Source organism: Pseudomonas sp. GW821-FHT05H12 (assembly GCF_059419385.1).
The window spans coordinates 64,517-81,267 of record NZ_JBWKRS010000004.1; the positions used below are offsets into that span (position 1 = coordinate 64,517).

The 16,751-nt window shown below is 64.0% G+C and carries 15 protein-coding genes; 2 read left to right on the forward strand and 13 right to left on the reverse strand.

The genetic code is table 11. The features are described from left to right. Positions 1-292 precede the first annotated feature (292 nt). The 13 genes from AC07SU_RS04820 to AC07SU_RS04880 all read right to left on the reverse strand — a co-directional run bounded on the left by AC07SU_RS04820 (position 293) and on the right by AC07SU_RS04880 (position 14,429). Entirely contained in the window at positions 293-535 is a 243-nt protein-coding gene (locus AC07SU_RS04820) for a hypothetical protein (RefSeq protein WP_494996365.1), read from the reverse strand. A gap of 125 nt (positions 536-660) precedes the next feature. Further along, entirely contained in the window at positions 661-2,061 is a 1,401-nt protein-coding gene (locus AC07SU_RS04825; RefSeq protein WP_494996366.1) for an amidase, read from the reverse strand. Beyond that, positions 2,058-3,326 carry a Zn-dependent hydrolase gene (locus AC07SU_RS04830; protein WP_494996367.1) on the reverse strand — a complete coding sequence of 423 codons (1,269 nt, stop codon included), beginning with the start codon at positions 3,324-3,326 and terminating at the stop codon, positions 2,058-2,060. The genes AC07SU_RS04825 and AC07SU_RS04830 overlap by 4 nt, the downstream gene beginning before the upstream one ends. Before the next feature lie 13 nt (positions 3,327-3,339). After that, complete coding sequence (locus tag AC07SU_RS04835) at positions 3,340-4,035, reverse strand: ABC transporter ATP-binding protein (protein ID WP_105522648.1); 696 nt, start codon at positions 4,033-4,035, stop codon at positions 3,340-3,342. Beyond that, positions 4,035-4,784 (reverse strand): ABC transporter ATP-binding protein, encoded by a 750-nt coding sequence (locus AC07SU_RS04840; RefSeq protein WP_494996368.1) that lies wholly within the window; start codon positions 4,782-4,784, stop codon positions 4,035-4,037. The genes AC07SU_RS04835 and AC07SU_RS04840 overlap by 1 nt, the downstream gene beginning before the upstream one ends. Then, entirely contained in the window at positions 4,781-5,791 is a 1,011-nt protein-coding gene (locus AC07SU_RS04845) for a branched-chain amino acid ABC transporter permease (RefSeq protein WP_494996369.1), read from the reverse strand. The genes AC07SU_RS04840 and AC07SU_RS04845 overlap by 4 nt, the downstream gene beginning before the upstream one ends. Before the next feature lies 1 nt (position 5,792). Then, complete coding sequence (locus AC07SU_RS04850) at positions 5,793-6,653, reverse strand: branched-chain amino acid ABC transporter permease (RefSeq protein WP_494996370.1); 861 nt, start codon at positions 6,651-6,653, stop codon at positions 5,793-5,795. A 57-nt stretch (positions 6,654-6,710) separates the two neighbouring features. Continuing rightward, positions 6,711-7,913 (reverse strand): ABC transporter substrate-binding protein, encoded by a 1,203-nt coding sequence (locus AC07SU_RS04855; RefSeq protein WP_494996371.1) that lies wholly within the window; start codon positions 7,911-7,913, stop codon positions 6,711-6,713. 207 nt (positions 7,914-8,120) lie between these two features. Further along, positions 8,121-8,891, reverse strand: a complete 771-nt coding sequence (locus AC07SU_RS04860) for a FadR/GntR family transcriptional regulator (RefSeq protein WP_176998949.1) — start codon at positions 8,889-8,891, stop codon at positions 8,121-8,123. A gap of 116 nt (positions 8,892-9,007) precedes the next feature. Then, on the reverse strand, positions 9,008-9,769 hold the full coding sequence (locus AC07SU_RS04865) for an alpha/beta hydrolase (protein WP_494996372.1): 762 nt from the start codon (positions 9,767-9,769) through the stop codon (positions 9,008-9,010). Positions 9,770-9,876: 107 nt separating this feature from the next. Beyond that, on the reverse strand, positions 9,877-11,289 hold the full coding sequence (locus tag AC07SU_RS04870) for an efflux transporter outer membrane subunit (protein WP_494996373.1): 1,413 nt from the start codon (positions 11,287-11,289) through the stop codon (positions 9,877-9,879). Beyond that, positions 11,282-13,255, reverse strand: a complete 1,974-nt coding sequence (locus tag AC07SU_RS04875) for a MacB family efflux pump subunit (protein ID WP_176998946.1) — start codon at positions 13,253-13,255, stop codon at positions 11,282-11,284. Before AC07SU_RS04875 ends, AC07SU_RS04870 begins: the two co-directional genes overlap by 8 nt. 1 nt (position 13,256) lies before the next feature. Further along, the gene (locus AC07SU_RS04880; protein WP_176998945.1) at positions 13,257-14,429 is read right to left on the reverse strand and encodes an efflux RND transporter periplasmic adaptor subunit; all 1,173 of its coding nucleotides are present in this window, start codon (positions 14,427-14,429) and stop codon (positions 13,257-13,259) included. Positions 14,430-14,687: 258 nt separating this feature from the next. Between AC07SU_RS04880 and AC07SU_RS04885 the strand changes: the two genes are divergently transcribed. After that, positions 14,688-15,170, forward strand: a complete 483-nt coding sequence (locus AC07SU_RS04885) for a sigma-70 family RNA polymerase sigma factor (protein ID WP_176998944.1) — start codon at positions 14,688-14,690, stop codon at positions 15,168-15,170. A 120-nt stretch (positions 15,171-15,290) separates the two neighbouring features. Next, positions 15,291-16,628 (forward strand): lysine N(6)-hydroxylase/L-ornithine N(5)-oxygenase family protein, encoded by a 1,338-nt coding sequence (locus tag AC07SU_RS04890; protein ID WP_176998943.1) that lies wholly within the window; start codon positions 15,291-15,293, stop codon positions 16,626-16,628. Positions 16,629-16,751: the final 123 nt, after the last annotated feature.

Below are 16,751 nucleotides of genomic sequence, written 5' to 3' on the forward strand. Positions count from 1 at the left end.
ACTCATGGGTGACTGACACGCCGCCATCGCCAGCAAGCCGGCTCCTACAGGTGACCGAGTTCATGCATTTGAAATGCGGCCGAATGTGGGAGCTGGCTTGCCTGCGATAGCGGTGGTTCAGCCAGCTCATGGGTGACTGACACACCGCCATCGCCAGCAAGCCGGCTCCTACAGGTGACCGAGTTCATGCATTTGAAATGCGCCCGAATGTGGGAGCTGGCTTGCCTGCGATAGCGGTGGTTCATCCAGCTCAGGGGTGACTGACACGCCGCCATCGCCGGCAAGCCGGCTCCTACTGGATACCAATGGACCAATGTTGGGTGGTCTGGTCTTCATGGAGCTGGTCGATATCCGTCTCGTATTGGCATTGCGGGCCTTTGCAGCTGTAGTCGACGGTCAGCGGTGCCAGGGTTTTCACGGGGAACAGGGTTTTGTTCTGGGCGGGGCGCTCGGCCGGTGCAGCCTCCAACGGTGGCGCTTCGTAGGTGAGGTCCAGGCTGGCAGCGTGGGCCAGGGGCGGCAGGAGGGTGAGCATTGCGCTCACCAGGACGGTCCTTGTGAATAGCATGTAAAACAATCCGGGCAACAGAAAAGAAGCGCGGATTATAGGCCAAGTCCGCCCCGGGATGCACAGGTCGGTCCCGGGGCGTAAGGCTTGAGTTAGAGCGTTCGTGGTGCTTCAAGATGCTCGGTCGGGAATGCCTGTGCATACACCTGGCACACCCTTAACACTTGCTCATCGGCAAACCGTGCGCCGACCACGTGCAGGCCCACCGGCAGGCCATTCGCTGCCAAACCGCACGGCACCGAGGCGGCCGGTTGTTGGGTCAGGTTGAAGGGGTAGGTGAATGGCGTCCATTCCATCCAGGCCTGCATGCCCGAACCTGGCGGTACGTTATGCCCAGCCTCGAACGCGGTGATCGGCATCATCGGCGAGACCAGCACGTCGTAGTGCTCATGGAACGCCGCCATGCGCGCCACCAACGCGGCGCGGGCTTCAAGGGCGGCGTTGAAGTCATCCAGGCTCAAGCGTTCGCCCTGTTGCGCGATGCTCAGCAGGCCAGGGTCGAGCAGCTGTTTCTGCGACTCGCTCATGGGCCCGGTAAGGCGTGCGGCACCGGCCGCCCACAGGGTGCTGAACACCTCCAGCGGGTCGCTGAAGCCCGGGTCGATTTCTTCCACGTGTGCCCCCAATTGCACCAGGCCCTGCACGGCCCGGGCGACGACGCTGGCCACCTGCGGGTCGACGTCTACATAACCGAACGTGGGGCTGTAGGCCACGCGCAAGCCTTTGAGGTCCGTGCCGGGGGTGAGCCAGGGCGTGGCCCTTGGCGCACCGATCAGGCCATCCCGCGCGTCGGGTTGCGCGACGGTCTGCAGCATCAGCACCGTGTCTTGCACGGTGCGGGTCATCGGCCCCAGGTGCGACAGGATCGTCATGGAACTGGCAGGCCATTGCGGCACGTAGCCGAAGGTCGGCTTGATGCCGAACGTGCCGGTGAACGCGCAGGGAATTCGGATCGAGCCGCCCGCATCGCTGCCCTGGTGCAACACGCCGAGGTTCAAGGCCGCCGCCGCGCCGGCGCCGCCCGAGGAGCCGCCGGCGGTGGTGCGAGTGTCCCACGGGTTGCGGGTGATGCCATACAGCGGGTTGTCGGTGACGCCCTTCCAGCCGAATTCCGGGGTGGTGGTCTTACCCAGCAGCACCGCGCCCGCCTTGCGCATCAACGCGGAAAACGGCGCGTCCACGTCCCACGGCCCTTCGGCGGATGAGGTGCGTGAGCCTTTGCGGGTGGGCATGCCGACCGTCAGGGTCAGGTCCTTGATCGACGCGGGCACGCCGTCCAGCGCGCCGCACGGCTGGCCCTTGAGCCAGCGTTGTTCCGAGGCGCGTGCGGCGTTCAGTGCGCCTTGCGGGTCGACATGGCAGTAGGCATTCACCACCGGGTTGTAGCGTTCGATGCGCAGCAACGCGTCTTCGGTGACCTCCACCGGCGACAGGCTCTTGTCACGAAAATGCGCCAGCAGTTGCACCGCCGTCAGTTGGCCGATCTCACTCATGCCACATCCCCCTGGGCCGCGTTGACCATGGCGCGCAGCAGCACCGCGCAGCCCGCCGCCAGATCATCCGGCGCGGCGTTTTCGATTTCGTTATGGCTGATGCCGCCTTCGCACGGCACAAAGATCATCCCGGCCGGGCCCAGTTCGGCAACGAAAATCGCGTCGTGCCCGGCGCCACTGACGATGTCCATGTGGCTCAAGCCCAGGGCCTGGGCGCCTTCGCGCACGGCGTTGACGCACGCCGGGGCAAAGTCCAGCGGTGGAAAGTCGGCCGTCGGCGTCAGCTCAAAGCTCAAGCCGTGGTGTTTGGCGGTGGCTTCGATCACGCCGCGCACCTCATCGACCATGGCTTGCAGCTTGTCGGCGTGCAGGTGGCGCAGGTCGATCGTCATCTGCACCTGGCCCGGGATTACGTTGCGCGAACCCGGGTGCAGGCTCAGGCAACCGACCGTGCCACAGGCATGGGGTTGCTGTTGATGGGCGATGCGGTTGACCGCGCTGACCACCTCGGCGGCGCCCACCAGGGCGTCCTTGCGCAGGTGCATCGGCGTCGGCCCGGCGTGGGCTTCGACGCCGGTGAAGGTCAGGTCGAACCACTTCTGGCCCAGGCAGCCCATGACCACGCCGATGGTGGTGGCCTGGTCTTCCAGCACCGGGCCTTGTTCGATGTGTGCTTCGAAATACGCACCCACCGGATGGCCGAGCACGGCGCGGGTGCCGGCATAGCCGATGCGCTGCAATTCGGCACCCACCGACAGCCCCTGGTCGTCGAGTTTGTCGAGGGTCTCCTGCAAGTCGAATTTACCGGCGAATACTCCGGAGCCCATCATGCACGGCGGAAAGCGCGAGCCTTCTTCGTTGGTCCACACCACCACTTCAATCGGCGCTTCGGTCTCGATGTTCAAATCGTTGAGAGTACGGATCACCTCCAGCCCGGCCATGACTCCGTAGCAGCCGTCGAACTTGCCGCCGGTGGGCTGGGTGTCGATATGGCTGCCGGTCATTACCGGGGGCAGGGCGGGATTGCGCCCGGCGCGGCGCGCAAAGATATTGCCGATGCCGTCGACCGTGACGCTGCACCCGGCCGCCTCGCACCATTGCACGAACAGGTCACGGGCCTGGCGGTCCAGGTCGGTCAGGGCCAGGCGACACACGCCGCCCTTGACGGTGGCACCGAGCTGGGCCAGGTCCATCAACGATTGCCACAAACGGTCGCGGTTGATCAGCGGGGCGTTGCTCTGGAGCGGTTGCGCAAAACTATTCATCTGCAATCTCCGGTCAGGCACTCAGGGCCAAATAGCGATTCTTGATACTCGGATCGGCACGGAAGTCAGCGGCGCTGCCCTCGTACACCACGCGGCCCTGTTCGAGCACGTAATGGCGGTCGGCGAGCTTGTCGCAGACCATCAGGTTCTGTTCCACCAGCAGTACCGGCAGGCCGTCGTCCTTGACCTTGCGCAGGATTTTCACCAGCTCGTCGACGATCACCGGGGCCAGGCCTTCGGTGGGTTCATCGAGGATCAGCAGCTTGGGGTCGTTGAGCAGCGCGCGGGCGATGGCGAGCATCTGCTGCTCGCCACCCGACAGCGCGTGGCCGGCATTTTTGCGGCGTTCCTTGAGACGCGGGAACATGGCGTACACGTCTTCGAGCTGCCAGCGGCTGGTCTTGCGCGCGGCGATGCGCAGGTTCTCTTCGACGGTAAGCAGGCGGAAGATCCCGCGATTTTCCGGCACCAGCGCCAGGCCCTGACGGGCGATTTCAAAGATCTTCTGCCCCACCAACGCCTGGCCGTTGAAGTGGATCTGGCCCTGGCGCGGGCAGATGATCCCGAGGATGCTGCGCAGGGTGGTGGTCTTGCCGGCGCCGTTACGCCCCAGCAGGGTCACCAGTTCGCCAGGGTTGACGGTCAGCGAGACGCCTTCGAGCACGTGGCTCTTGTCGTAGTAGGAATGAATGTTCTCGACGATCAGCATCAGGCAGCCTCCCCAAGGTATGCAGTGCGCACACGCTCATCGGCGCGTACGAATTCCGGCGTGCCTTCCACCAGGATCTGGCCGTGGCTCATCACTGTGATGCGTTGGCTGATGGACATGACGATGCTCATGTTGTGTTCGATCAGCAGCACCGTGTGGTCGCGGCCGAGGTCGCTGATCAGCTGGGTCATGATCGGGATGTCGTCGATGCCCATGCCCGAGGTGGGCTCATCCAGCATCAATAGTTTCGGTTTGGAGCAGATCGACATGCCCACCTCCAGCACCCGCTGCTGGCCGTGGGACAACTCGCCGGCCAGGGTGTCGGCGCGGGTGGTCAGTTGCAGGCGCTCCAGTACTTGGTCGGCCATGTCCAGGTGTTCGCGTTTGCTGTCGACGCGGCGCCAGAAGTTCAGCGCACGGGCACCGTCACGGCCCTGGGCCGCCAGGCGCAGGTTTTCGCGCACGCTGAGGTTCTGGAACAGGCTCGTGAGCTGGAACGAGCGCGCCATGCCCAGGCCGACGCGGCCATGGGCGGGTTTGCGCATCAGGTTTTTGCCGTCGAAATGAATCGCCCCGGCCGTGGCCTGGCGCTCGCCGGTCAGGCAGTGGAACAGGCTGGTTTTGCCCGCGCCGTTGGGCCCGATGATGGTGTGGATGGTGCCAGCCTCGACCTTGAGGTTCACACCGTTGACCGCATGGAAGGCGCCATAGGCCAGTTCCAGGTCTTTGGTTTCCAGCAGGATGCTCATAGCCCTTCCTCCTTGGCGATAACGGCGGCCTTGCGGCTGCCGCGTACCTTTTCGAACAGCGACGCCAGGCCGCCCCACAAACCGCCCCGCATGAAGATCACCACCAGGATCAGGATCACCCCCAGCAGCATCAGCCAGCGTGGCCACAGGTCGGAGAGGAAGTCCCCGAGCAGCACGATGGAGCCGGCGCCCAGCAGCGAACCGAACAACGAGCCGGTGCCGCCGACGATGGTCATGATCAGGATGTTCTCGGACATCGCCAGGTCGATGTTCGACAGCGGCACGAAGTGCAGCAGCATCGCGTACAGCGCGCCGGCAATCCCGGTGACGGCGCCGGACAGCACAAACACCAGGATCTTGAAATGGCGGGTGTCGTAGCCGATGGCCGAGGCGCGGGTTTCGTTTTCGCGGATCGCCATCAGCGTGCTGCCGAACGGCGAGGCGATCACCCGGCGTGCGCCGATGAAGATCAGCAGGAACAGCACCGCGACAAACGCGTAGAAGGCGCGGGCATCGCTGAGCGACAGCAGCACCGTTTCACCGATACGGATCTCCGGACGCGGCACGCTGAGCAGGCCGTTGTCGCCACCGGTCCAGTCGCTGAGGGTGTAGGCGACGAAGTAGGCCATCTGGCTGAACGCCAGGGTCAGCATCACGAAGTAGATGCCGGTACGGCGGATCGCCAGGGCGCCCACCAGCAAGGCCAGGAAGCCACCGGCCACCGCGGCGCCGAGCAGGGCGGCGAACAGCCCCAGTTGCAGGTGCAGCATCAGCAACGCGGCGCAGTAGGCGCCGGCGCCGAAGAAGATACCTTGGCCGAACGACAGCAGCCCCGTGTAGCCCAGCAACAGGTTGCAGGCCAGGGCGGCCATGGCAAAGATCAGAATCTCGGTGGCCAGGGTCGCCGACGGCAAGATCAATGGCAGGCCGATCAGCACCGCCAGTACCCACAGCAACATCGCGCGCGATTGCGTCTTGGCAAACGGCAGGGGATTTTTCTCGCTCATGTCAGGCTCTCCCGAACAGGCCGTAAGGACGCACCAGGATCACCACGGCCATCGCGCCGTAGATCATCAGGCTCGCGCCCTGGGGCCAGAGTGTGGCCATCAGGCTTTGCACCACGCCCACCAGCAACCCGCCGACCAGCGCGCCGCTGAACGAGCCCATGCCGCCGATCACCACCACCACGAAGGCCACGCCGAGGATCTCCGGGCCGACAAAGGGCTGGGCGCCGCGCAACGGGGCGAACAGCACGCCCGCAACGCCGGCCAGGGCGACACCGAGGGCGAACGTCATAGAGAACAGGCGGAAGATATTGGTGCCCAGCAACGACACGGTTTCAGTGCTTTCACTGCCGGCGCGCACCAGGGCACCGAAGCGTGTGCGTTCCAGCAGCAGCCACAGGCCCAGGCCGACCAGGCCGGAGAAACCGATCAGGAACAGGCGGTAGTGCGGGTACACGAAGTCGCCCACCACCAGCACGCCGCGCAGCAATTGCGGCACCGCAACGCTTTTGCCCACCGGGCCCCAGATCATCACGCTGGCTTCCTGGATGATCAGCGCGATCCCCAGGGTCACCAGGATCTGGAACATGTGCGGCAAGTGATAGATGCGCTGGATCAACAGTCGCTCGATCACCCAGGCCAACGCGGCCACCACCAGCGGCGCGATCAGCAGCGCCAGCCAGAAGTTGCCGGTGAGGCTGACAGCGGTGTAGCAAATGTAGGCACCCAGCAGAAAGAACGCGCCGTGGGCGAAGTTGACGAAGTTGAGCAGGCCAAAAATGATGGTCAGCCCGACGGCGATCAGGAAATAGATCATTCCCAACCCCAGGCCGTTGAGTATCTGGAACAGGTAAAGATTAAGCATGCAGGCACCCTCGGCAGGAAGCTGCTCGCGCAGCCCTGCTGTGCAATGTTCAGGGGATCAGGCGAGCGTGCAGCCAGTGGCTTCCACGGGCGGGAACGACTGGCCGGCGCTGAGTACCTTGGCCAAGTCGTCCTTGTCAGCCATGTCGCCAGCGGCCTTGCCGACGAGCAGGTAGTAGTCCTTGATCACCTGGTGGTCGCCGGCGCGGATCGATTCCTTGCCGGTCGGGCCTTCGAAGCTCAAGCCTTGCATGGCCTTGGCCACGGTGGGGCCGTCGAAGCTGCCCGTCGAGATGATGGTGTCGAGCATAACCTTGGTGCTGATGTAGTCGGCGGCCAGCGGGTAGGTGGGGTTGATGCCGTATTTGGCCTGGGTCAGCTTGACCAGTTCGCGGTTGAGCGGGGTGTCGACCTGGTGCCAATACTGCGCGCCGAGGTACACGCCTTCGAGCACATCGCTGCCCAGTTCCTGGAATTGATCCAGGCCGGCGGACCACACCAGCAGCACTTTCATGCGTTCCTTGATGCCGAAGTTCACCGCCTGGCGCAGGGTATTGGAGGACTGGCTGCCGAAGTTGAGCAGCACCAGCACATCGGGCTTGGCCGCGATGGCGTTGGTCAGGTAGCCGGAGAATTCCTGCTCCTGCAACGAGTGGTAGCTGTTGCCGATGTGCTCCAGGCCGTGTTCCTTGAGCACATTCTTGGCGCCTTCGAGCAGCGCTTCGCCGAACACGTATTGCGGGGTGATGGTGTACCAGCGCTTGGCGTCCGGCAGCAGCTTGATCAGCGGCACCATGGTTTCGCGGATCGCTCCGTAGGTGGGCACCGACCAGCGGAAGGTCGCGTGGTTGCAGTCTTTGCCGGTGACTTCATCGGCGCCCACCGGGGTCATGAACACGCCGCCGACCTTGTCCACTTCCTTGGCCACCGCCAGCGCCGACGACGACAGGGTGCACCCCTGGAAGAACCGTGCGCCGTCCTGCTGGATGGCTTCCTGCACCTTGCGCACCGCCTTGCCGGCGTTGCCTTCGGTGTCGATGACCTTGTAGTTCAACGGGCGGCCGAGTACTTCGGGGTGTTGGCCCACCGCCAGGCGTGAACCCATGTCGGCAAACTTGCCATAGCTGGCAAAGGCGCCAGACATGGACTTGAGGCCGTAAAAGGTAAAGGGCTCGGCGGCGAATGCCGACCGCACGCTCAGCGGGAGGCTGAGGGCGGCGGCTGCGGTAAGACTGGCTTTCAATAACGTACGACGCTGCATGGGGTGACTCCCTGGTTTAGTTATTGGCAGGAGCGGCAAGGGCGATACGGTGGAGCAAGGGCCTGTGGGCAGGCCTGTTATTGGATGGCGCGGAAGTTGGTTGGAATGCGGTCAAAATGTGGGAGCTGGCTTGCCTGCGATGCAGGCACCTCGGTGTGTCAAATGCACCCAGGTGATGCCATCGCCGGCAAGCCGGCTCCTACAGGGTCAGTGGTGGTGATCAAACTCCAACAGAAAATGCGGGCTGACCTCGCCTTCAAGGGCGGTCATGTGGTGTTCGGCATCGCACATGTGTTCATGCATCAGGCTGCGCACGGCGCTTTCGTCCCCGGCACGAAAGGCGATCAGCAACTGCTTGTGATAGTCGAGGTTGGCCGCATCGAACTGTTTGCGCTTGGGCTTGTAGGCTTTTTTCAGCACCACCAGGTCACGCAGCAGGTCGTTGAGAAACTGCGCCATGAAGCTCAGCAGCGGGTTGGGGCAGGCCTTGGCCAGCAGGTTGTGGAACTCCAGTTCCGCCAGGCGTTGTTCGCGCTGGCCGGCTTCGCTGTCTTCCGGTGCGCTGCAGAACGCCACGTTGTCTTGCAGGGCCTGGTAGTCGTCCTCGCTGAGGCGCCCGAGTACCGACACCGCCAGTTCCACCTCGATGACTTTGCGCAGTTGGTACACCTGCTCGCCGTCCAGGTGCTGGAAGTGCAGGTAATTGCGCAACGCCCGGCTGGCCGGCTCGGTGCCGGCCTGGTTCAGGTACGCGCCGCCGCTGGGGCCTGTGCGAGTGTTCACCAGGCCTTCGACCTCCAGGGCCTTGAGCGCTTCGCGTGCCGAGCCTTTGGAGCACTGGAAGCTTTCCATCAGCTCACGTTCGGTGGGCAAACGGTCACCGGGCTTCAAGGCGTCGGTGACGATGGAGCGCTTGACCGACTCGACAATCACATCGGACAGCTTCTGGCGTTTGCGTTTCAGCGGGCGGCTTAGCATGGCTTCGATTTATCGTATTAATGCGGATAAATAGCACTTAATAACGCTTGAGCCCTCAGGTCAACGCAGGGTGTCGTTTTCGGTGGCAAGGGGTCGCAAATGCGTTAGTGCGGGTGTTAGTCCCATTGGCCGCTGTCAAGGCAACGTGCTGAAGGCGGTGGTTGTTTTCCATAAATCAGGAAGTCGCCCAACCATCGCTCGACGCAGCCGTTGGCGAGGTTGTTCGGGGCGGGTGGCGCCTTGAGCAACAGGTGCTCGATACCCGATGTGATGGGTTCGCCGTGGCTGGCATTGACCAGCACCATGCGCGCGACACGCTGCGGAAACAGCGCGCCATAGCGGCTGCCGAGCCGCGTGGCGTCAGCGTTGCCGACAAAGTTGAGGCGTGCCTCGCCCAGTTGGGCGCGTACGAACTCCATGTCCAACGCGGCTTGTTCGACGCCTTGGGCCTGGCGCAAATCCCGTGGGGTGAGTTCGATCACGTCGTAAAGGTTGGTCAGTGCGCGGTAGGCCGGTGTGGCGTAGGACTCCCAGCGGCTGGCGAGGTGGAGAGCGAAAGGGGTGTGTTTGCCGTGGTGCGGTTCGCCGGATTGAGCGAACACCACGCCCTCGCGGTTCAACGGCTGGCGGGCGCCGACACGGGTCAGCACCAGGCGCACGCGGCCACGCGCAGGAGCCGCATGGTCGCGGGGCACGCTCACCACGCCGCATTGCGTGCGGCCCAACACTTCCGGGTCCAGCCGGGCGACGGTGGGCAGTGGACAGTCCAGCAGCCAGTCAATGGCGGTGGGTGGGATCAGCGGTTCGGCCAGGGAGGGGGCAGCGATGAGCCCGATCAAAGACCAGGCCAGGCGAGTCAGGCGAACGCTGGGTTTCATCAAAAGGTCCTGGGCAGCCGTGTGAGAGCGGCTTTTTTACCAAGGACCCCGGGTTGAAAAATGTAGGGTGATAAAAAGACTTCAGTAGGAAACCAGACTTTCGTTTATCAGATTTCGGTTTTCCAACCGCCGCCCAACGCCTTGTACAAGGCAATGCTCGCCTGCAGCCGTGACAGCCGCAGTTGCACGTTCACATCTTGCGCGGCATACAGGGTGCGCTGGGTTTCCAGTACCGTCAGCAGGTCCTCGGCACCCGCCTGGTAGCGGCTTTCGGCGATCTGGAAGGCGGTCTGGGCCTGCTCCAGTTCTTCTGCCTGCCACTGACGTTGCTGGTCCAGGCGCGTGATGCTGCTCAGGGCTTTTTCCACGTCGGCAAAACCATTGATGATTGCGCCGCGATAGGTTTGCAGCAGCTCATCCTGGCGGGCACTGGCCTTGTCGCGTTCCGCACTTAAACGGCCATGGTTGAAGATCGGTGCCACCAGCCCCGAAGTCAGGTTGTAGAACGGGCTGCGCAGGATGTCCTCGGCCTTGTACGACCCCGAACCCACGGTGGCGCCCAGGGTGACCGTGGGCAACATGGCCGCACGGGCCACAGTGACGTCAGCACGGGCGGCCGCCAATTGCGCTTCGGCCTGGGCCAGGTCGGGGCGACGGCTCAGCAGTTGGCTGGGCACACCCGGGCCGATAGCGGGCCAACTGAGGGCCTGGAACCCTTCGCTGCCCAGGTCCAGGGCCTGCACGGGCTGGCCGAGGAGGGCGGCGAGGGTGATCCGGGATTCTTCCGCCACTTGCTGGATCAATGGCAATTGCCGTTGTTGGCTGGCGACCAGGCTTTTTTGCTGGGCCAGTTCCAGGGCGGTGGCGGAGCCGGCGGTGTAGCGGGTTTGCACCAGGTCCAGCACGTTGCGCGCATTCGCCAGATTCAGCTCGGCGATCTGTTGGCGCTGGCGTGCGGCCAGGGTTTGCGCGTAGCGGTCGGCGACGTTGCTGAGCAGGGTCAGCTCCACGGTGGCCTGGTCGAACTCGCTGGCGCGTAGCGTCTGCAAGGCGCTGTCCCGTGCTGCGGCGCGGCCCCCCCAGAAGTCCACCTCATAACTGGCGGTGAGGTTGGCGCCGAAGCTGTCGACGGTGTTATTGCTTTCGGTGGCGTCCAGCGCCGAACTGCCGCTGCCGCGCAGCAGCTTTTCACGGCTGGCGGTGAGGTTGAACTTCACCTCGGGCAACAACGGCGCACCGGCGATCACGGCGCTGGCCTGGGCCTGGCGCACGCGGGCCATGGCGGCAGCCACGTCGTAACTGTCGCGGCGGGCCTGGTCGATCAGGCGGTTGAGTGGCGCGCTGCCAAACTGCGTCCACCAGCGGTTGTTGATCGCCTGGGCGGCATTGCGTTCGGCGTACTGCCAGGCGGCGGGCGGTGCGATACCGCTGTCGACGGTCGGCAGGTTGCCGGTGCAGGCATTGAGCAACAGGCACAGGCTGAGCACGGACAGGGGCGGTGCGATGGATCGTTTATTCACTGGTCAACGCCTTAACCGGATCGAGCCGGGCAGCTTTACGGGCCGGCATAAAGCCGAATACGACACCGGTGACCAGCGCACAGCCGAACGCGCCCAGCACCGCCACCAGGGAAAACTGCACCGCCACCTCGGCCAGCACCAGCACGCCACCCACCAGCAAGGCGAGGGCGATGCCAAACAGGCCGCCGACCACCGAGAGCATCACCGCCTCGGTGAGGAACTGGCGCAGGATGTCGCGCTGGCGCGCACCGGTGGCCATGCGGATACCGATTTCGCGGGTACGTTCGCGCACGGTCATCAGCATGATGTTCATCACGCCGATCCCGCCCACCAGCAGGGAGATGGCGGCAATCGAGCCGAGCATCAACGACAGGGTGTTCTGAGTGCGCGCCTCGGCCTGGATCATTGCGGCGTTGTTGGTCAACTGGTAGTCGCGCTTGCCGTTGTGCAGCTTGAGCATGAGCTGGTCGATGGCCACTTCGGCCTCGTGCACCTTGCGTGCGTCGGTGGTGGCAATGGCCACGTATTCGGGGTTGTAGGTGCCGAACAGGCGCACGCTGGCAGCGGTGTAGGGGATGGCGACGCGGTCGTCGCTGTCTTTGTTGCCGGAGCTGGAGCCTTTTTCCGCCAGCACGCCGATCACTTGGAAAGGCACGTTCTCGATCAGGATGTACTGGCCGATCGGGCTGGCCACGCCCTTGAACAGTTTTTCGCGGATGCGGTGGCCGATCACCGCCACGGTCGCCCCGGCGCGCTCATCGGCCTCGGTGAAGTAGCTGCCTTCGACCACCGGCCAGTTGAAGATTTCCGGGAAGTTGACATCGTTGCCGCCCACGTACGCCAGGTAATCCACATTGCCGAAGCGCACGCCGGCGTCACTGCCGTTGACCGGCATGATGCGCTTGACCTGGGGCAGTGCCGACAGCGCCGCGACATCATTGAGGGTGACGATCCCCAGCGGCGTGCGCGGGTTGGGCGAGGAGCCGCTGAGGTAAATAATGTTGGAGCCGAACGCGCCCATCTGCGCCATGACCTGGCGCTTGCTGCCTTCGCCGACGGCCAGCATGACCACCACCGACGCCACGCCAATGATGATCCCCAGCAACGTCAACGCGGTGCGGAACCGGTTGATCCACATCACCCGCCAGGCCGCCTGCACCGCGTCGACCAGTTCGGCCTTCCACGCGCCGTTGTGCTCGGCGCCGTCGGCCAGGCGCTGGCGCAGGTCCACGGCTTGCAGCGCATCGCTGTTGGCCGTGGCCGGCACATAGGTCTCGCTGTCGGCAGAATCGCTGATGATCAGGCCATCGCGGATCTCGATGATGCGGTTGGCCCGCGCTGCCACTTCGCGGTCATGGGTGATCAGGATGACCACGTGACCCTGGCTGGCAAGCTCGTCGAGCAAGGTCATCACTTCGGCGCCGCTGTGGCTGTCGAGGGCGCCGGTGGGTTCGTCGGCGAGGATGATATGCCCGCCGTTCATCAATGCCCGGGCAATCGATACCCGCTGCTGCTGGCCACCGGAAAGCTGGTGCGGGCGGTTGGCGGTGCGGTCGGCCAGGCCCAGCCGAGTGAGCAGGGCCTTGGCGCGAGCATGGCGTTCGGTGGCGCTGATGCCGGCATAGATCGCCGGCATCTCGACGTTTTCCTGGGCCGAACCCGACGGGATCAGGTGATAGCCCTGGAACACAAAACCGAAGGCTTCGCGGCGCAGCCAGGCCAACTCGTCGCTGCCCAGGTGCGCGACGTTTTCCCCGGCGAACAGGTAGTCGCCCTCGGTGGGGCGGTCGAGGCAACCCAAGATATTCATCAACGTGGATTTGCCCGAGCCGGAAGCACCGACGATGGCGACGAACTCGCCGGCGTGGATCGACAGGTCGATCCCGCGCAATACGTCGACCTGCGGGCTGTCGCCGCCGCCGTAGGACTTGCGGATGTGCTTGAGTTCGATCAGAGGCGTGCTCAACTCAACCCCCGCTGCCGTCGGCCGGGCCGATCAGCAGGTGATCGCCTTCGCTGAGGCCGCCCAGCACTTCGACCCGCAGGCGATCACTGATGCCCAGGCGCACTTCGCGTTCCTCGATGGACCCGTTTTTTGCCACTACGCGGGCGATCTGCTTGTCGGTGCCGTGGCTGCCCAGCAGGGCGGCGACCGGCACCGTGAGGGCGTCCTTGACCTGGCTGGCGACAAAAAATACCTGGGTGGTCATTTCGGCCATCAGTGCATTGTCGGCGTTGTCCACGTCCAATAGCACGGTGTACAGCACCACGCGGCCGCTGCCGCTCTTGCTTGAACTGCTGGGGCTACCGCTGCCCTGGCTGGTTTCATTGAGCGGCTTGGGCGGGATCGGCAGGATCTGGCGCACCGTGCTGGTCCAGCGCCGGTTGCCACCGGCCAGGGTGGTGAAATAGGCGGTCATGCCGGGTTTGACGTGACCGATGTCGGCTTCGGAGACCTCGGCCCACACGGTCATCGGCGACAGCTTGGCAATACGAAGGATCAACGGTGTCTGCTGCTGGGCATTGAGGGTCTGGCCGACCCGCGCGTCCACCGCGACCACGGTACCCGCCATGGGCGCGAAAATCCGCGTGTAGCCCAGTTCGGCTTCGTCACTGCGCAGGCTGGCCTGGGCCTGGCGGATCTGCGCCTGGAACATGTCGACCCGCGCCTGGGTGGCGCTCAGCTCGGCCTTGGCGGTTTGCACATCTTCTTCGCGGGTGGCGTTGCCGGCGGCCAGGCGTTGCTGGCGCTGGTACTTCTGGCGCGCCAGTTCGTGCTGGGCTTTTTGCTCTTGCAGTTGAGCCTTGAGGTTCTCGATGGCATAGCGGCTGGCGTCGAGCTTGGCCTTTTGCGTGGACGGGTCGATCTCCACCAGCAACTGGCCTTCCTTGACCTGGTCGCCGGCCTCCACGTGGATCTTCTGGATCTGCCCCGAAGCCTGGGCGCCCACGTCGACATAGCGACGCGGTTGCAGGGTGCCCAGGGCGGTCACGCTGTTTTCAATATTGCCGCGGGTGACGGTGACCGTGGCCAGGTTGTCGCGGCCCGACGGCAGCACCTGCCAGGCGGCAACCGCGATGATGGGGATCAGGCACGCCACAACAAGCAGGGCGCGTCGGGCAGGTCGAGGGCGTTTCATGCTTAGGTTCCAGCCGGGAAAGTTCGGAGCGCAGTTGCGCTGAGCTGACAGTTAAACGTTGGAAATGCGTGGGGATTTAGGCTGTTACACAAGCGGTTACAGGTCTGGTCGGTAAAAAAATTTGCGTGTGGGTGTGAGACTTCTTTAAAAGTAGATGAGAATTACTATAAATTGCACGCACTCAAACTGCCATCATCGATGGGCTGTCTTCTTTAGCACTCAAGGATCTGATGCCGTCCCTCCGGACGGCCGGGAGTCATGTTGGAAAACTACTATCGCGAGCTGGTGTGTTTCCTCAACGCCAAGCTGGGCAACCGTCAGGTGGCCGAGGATGTGGTGCATGACGCTTATGTCCGGGTGCTGGAGCGCTCCAGCGACACGCCGATCGAGCAGCCCCGGGCGTTTCTGTACCGCACCGCGCTCAATCTGGTGATCGACGGCCATCGGCGCAACGCCCTGCGCCAGGCTGAACCCCTGGACGTGCTCGACAGCGAAGAACGCTTTGCCGCCAGTTCCCCCCACGCCACCCACGACCAGGGCCAGCGCCTGGAGATGCTCGAGCGCGCCCTGGCCGAGCTGCCCGCGGTCTGCCGCGACAGCTTCCTGCTGCGCAAGCTCGACGGCTTGTCCCACCCGCAGATCGCTGAACGCCTGTGCATTTCCCGCAGCCTCGTGGAAAAGCACATCGTCAATGCCATGAAGCACTGCCGGGTGCGCATGCGCGAGTGGGAAGCACACTGATCAGCGATCAGTTAAATTTTATTTCACTGTCCTCGTTTCCTATCAACACACGGCCTGTTGTTCAGGCCTTGAAGGTATTCCCGCCCCAATCGCCAAGGGGCTTATCCAGAGGACACTGGAATGACACAGGCAATTGCTTCGCCCGCGGTTCACGACCTGATCGGTATCGGTTTCGGCCCTTCGAACCTGGCGCTGGCCATCGCCCTGCAGGAGCGTGAAAAGGCCCAGGGCAAACTGGACGTGCTGTTTCTCGACAAGCAGGCCGACTACCGCTGGCACGGCAATACCCTGGTGACCCAGAGCGAATTGCAGATCTCGTTCCTCAAGGACCTGGTCACCCTGCGCAACCCCACTAGCCCTTACTCCTTCGTCAACTACCTCAAGGCCCACGACCGCCTGGTGGACTTCATCAACCTGGGCACCTTCTACCCGTGCCGCATGGAGTACAACGACTACCTGCGCTGGGTTGCCGGGCAGTTCCAGGCCCAGGCCCGCTACGGCGAGGAAGTGCTGGCCATCGAGCCGATCCTGCACCAGCAACAGGTTGAAGCCTTGCGTGTGATTTCCCGCGATGCCGTGGGTGAGCAGCATGTGCGCACCACCCGCTCGGTGGTGGTCAGCGCCGGGGGCACGCCGCGCATTCCTGAAGCCTTCAAGGCCCTCAAGGACGACGGCCGCGTGTTCCATCACTCCCAATACCTGGCACGCATGGCCACGCAGCCGTGTGTCGAGGGCAAGGCGATGCGCATCGCGATCATCGGGGGTGGCCAGAGCGCGGCCGAGGCCTTTATCGATCTGAATGACAGCTTCCCGTCGGTGCAGGTCGACATGATCCTGCGCGGTTCGGCGCTCAAGCCCGCCGATGACAGCCCGTTCGTCAACGAAGTGTTCTCGCCGGCCTTTACCGACCTGGTGTTCCAGCAGGTGGGTGCCGAGCGTGAGCGCCTGGTCGCCGAGTACCAGAATACCAACTACTCGGTGGTGGACCTGGACCTGATCGAACGCATCTACGGGATTTTCTATCGTCAGAAAGTCTCCGGCATTGCACGCCAGGCCTTCCGCACCATGACTGTGGTCGAAAAAGCCAGCGCCAGCCCGCTGGGTATCGAACTGGCCTTGCGCAACAACGCCACCGGCGAAACCAGCGTGAGCCATTACGACGCCGTGGTGCTGGCCACCGGTTACGAGCGCCAGATGCACCGCGAGCTGCTGGCGCCGCTGGAAGCCTACATGGGCGACTTCGAAGTGGCGCGCGACTACCGCATCGTTACCGACGAGCGCTGCAAGGCGGGTATCTACATTCAGGGCTTCAGCCAGGCCAGCCACGGCCTGAGCGACACCTTGCTGTCGGTGCTGCCGATCCGCGCGGACGAGATTGCCGCCTCGCTGTTCGAGCACGACCGCAGCCGTGGCAAGGCGCGCTCGGTGCAGGACCTGTTGCTCGCTACGGCCAGCTGATCCCTGGCGCTGGTAACCGGTGGCCAGCACCACGGCGTCGTAATGGCTCACGCTGGTTTCGCCAGCGTGCAATGACGAACTGTAGGAGCCCGGCTTGCCGGCGATGGGGATCTCAGGGACGCC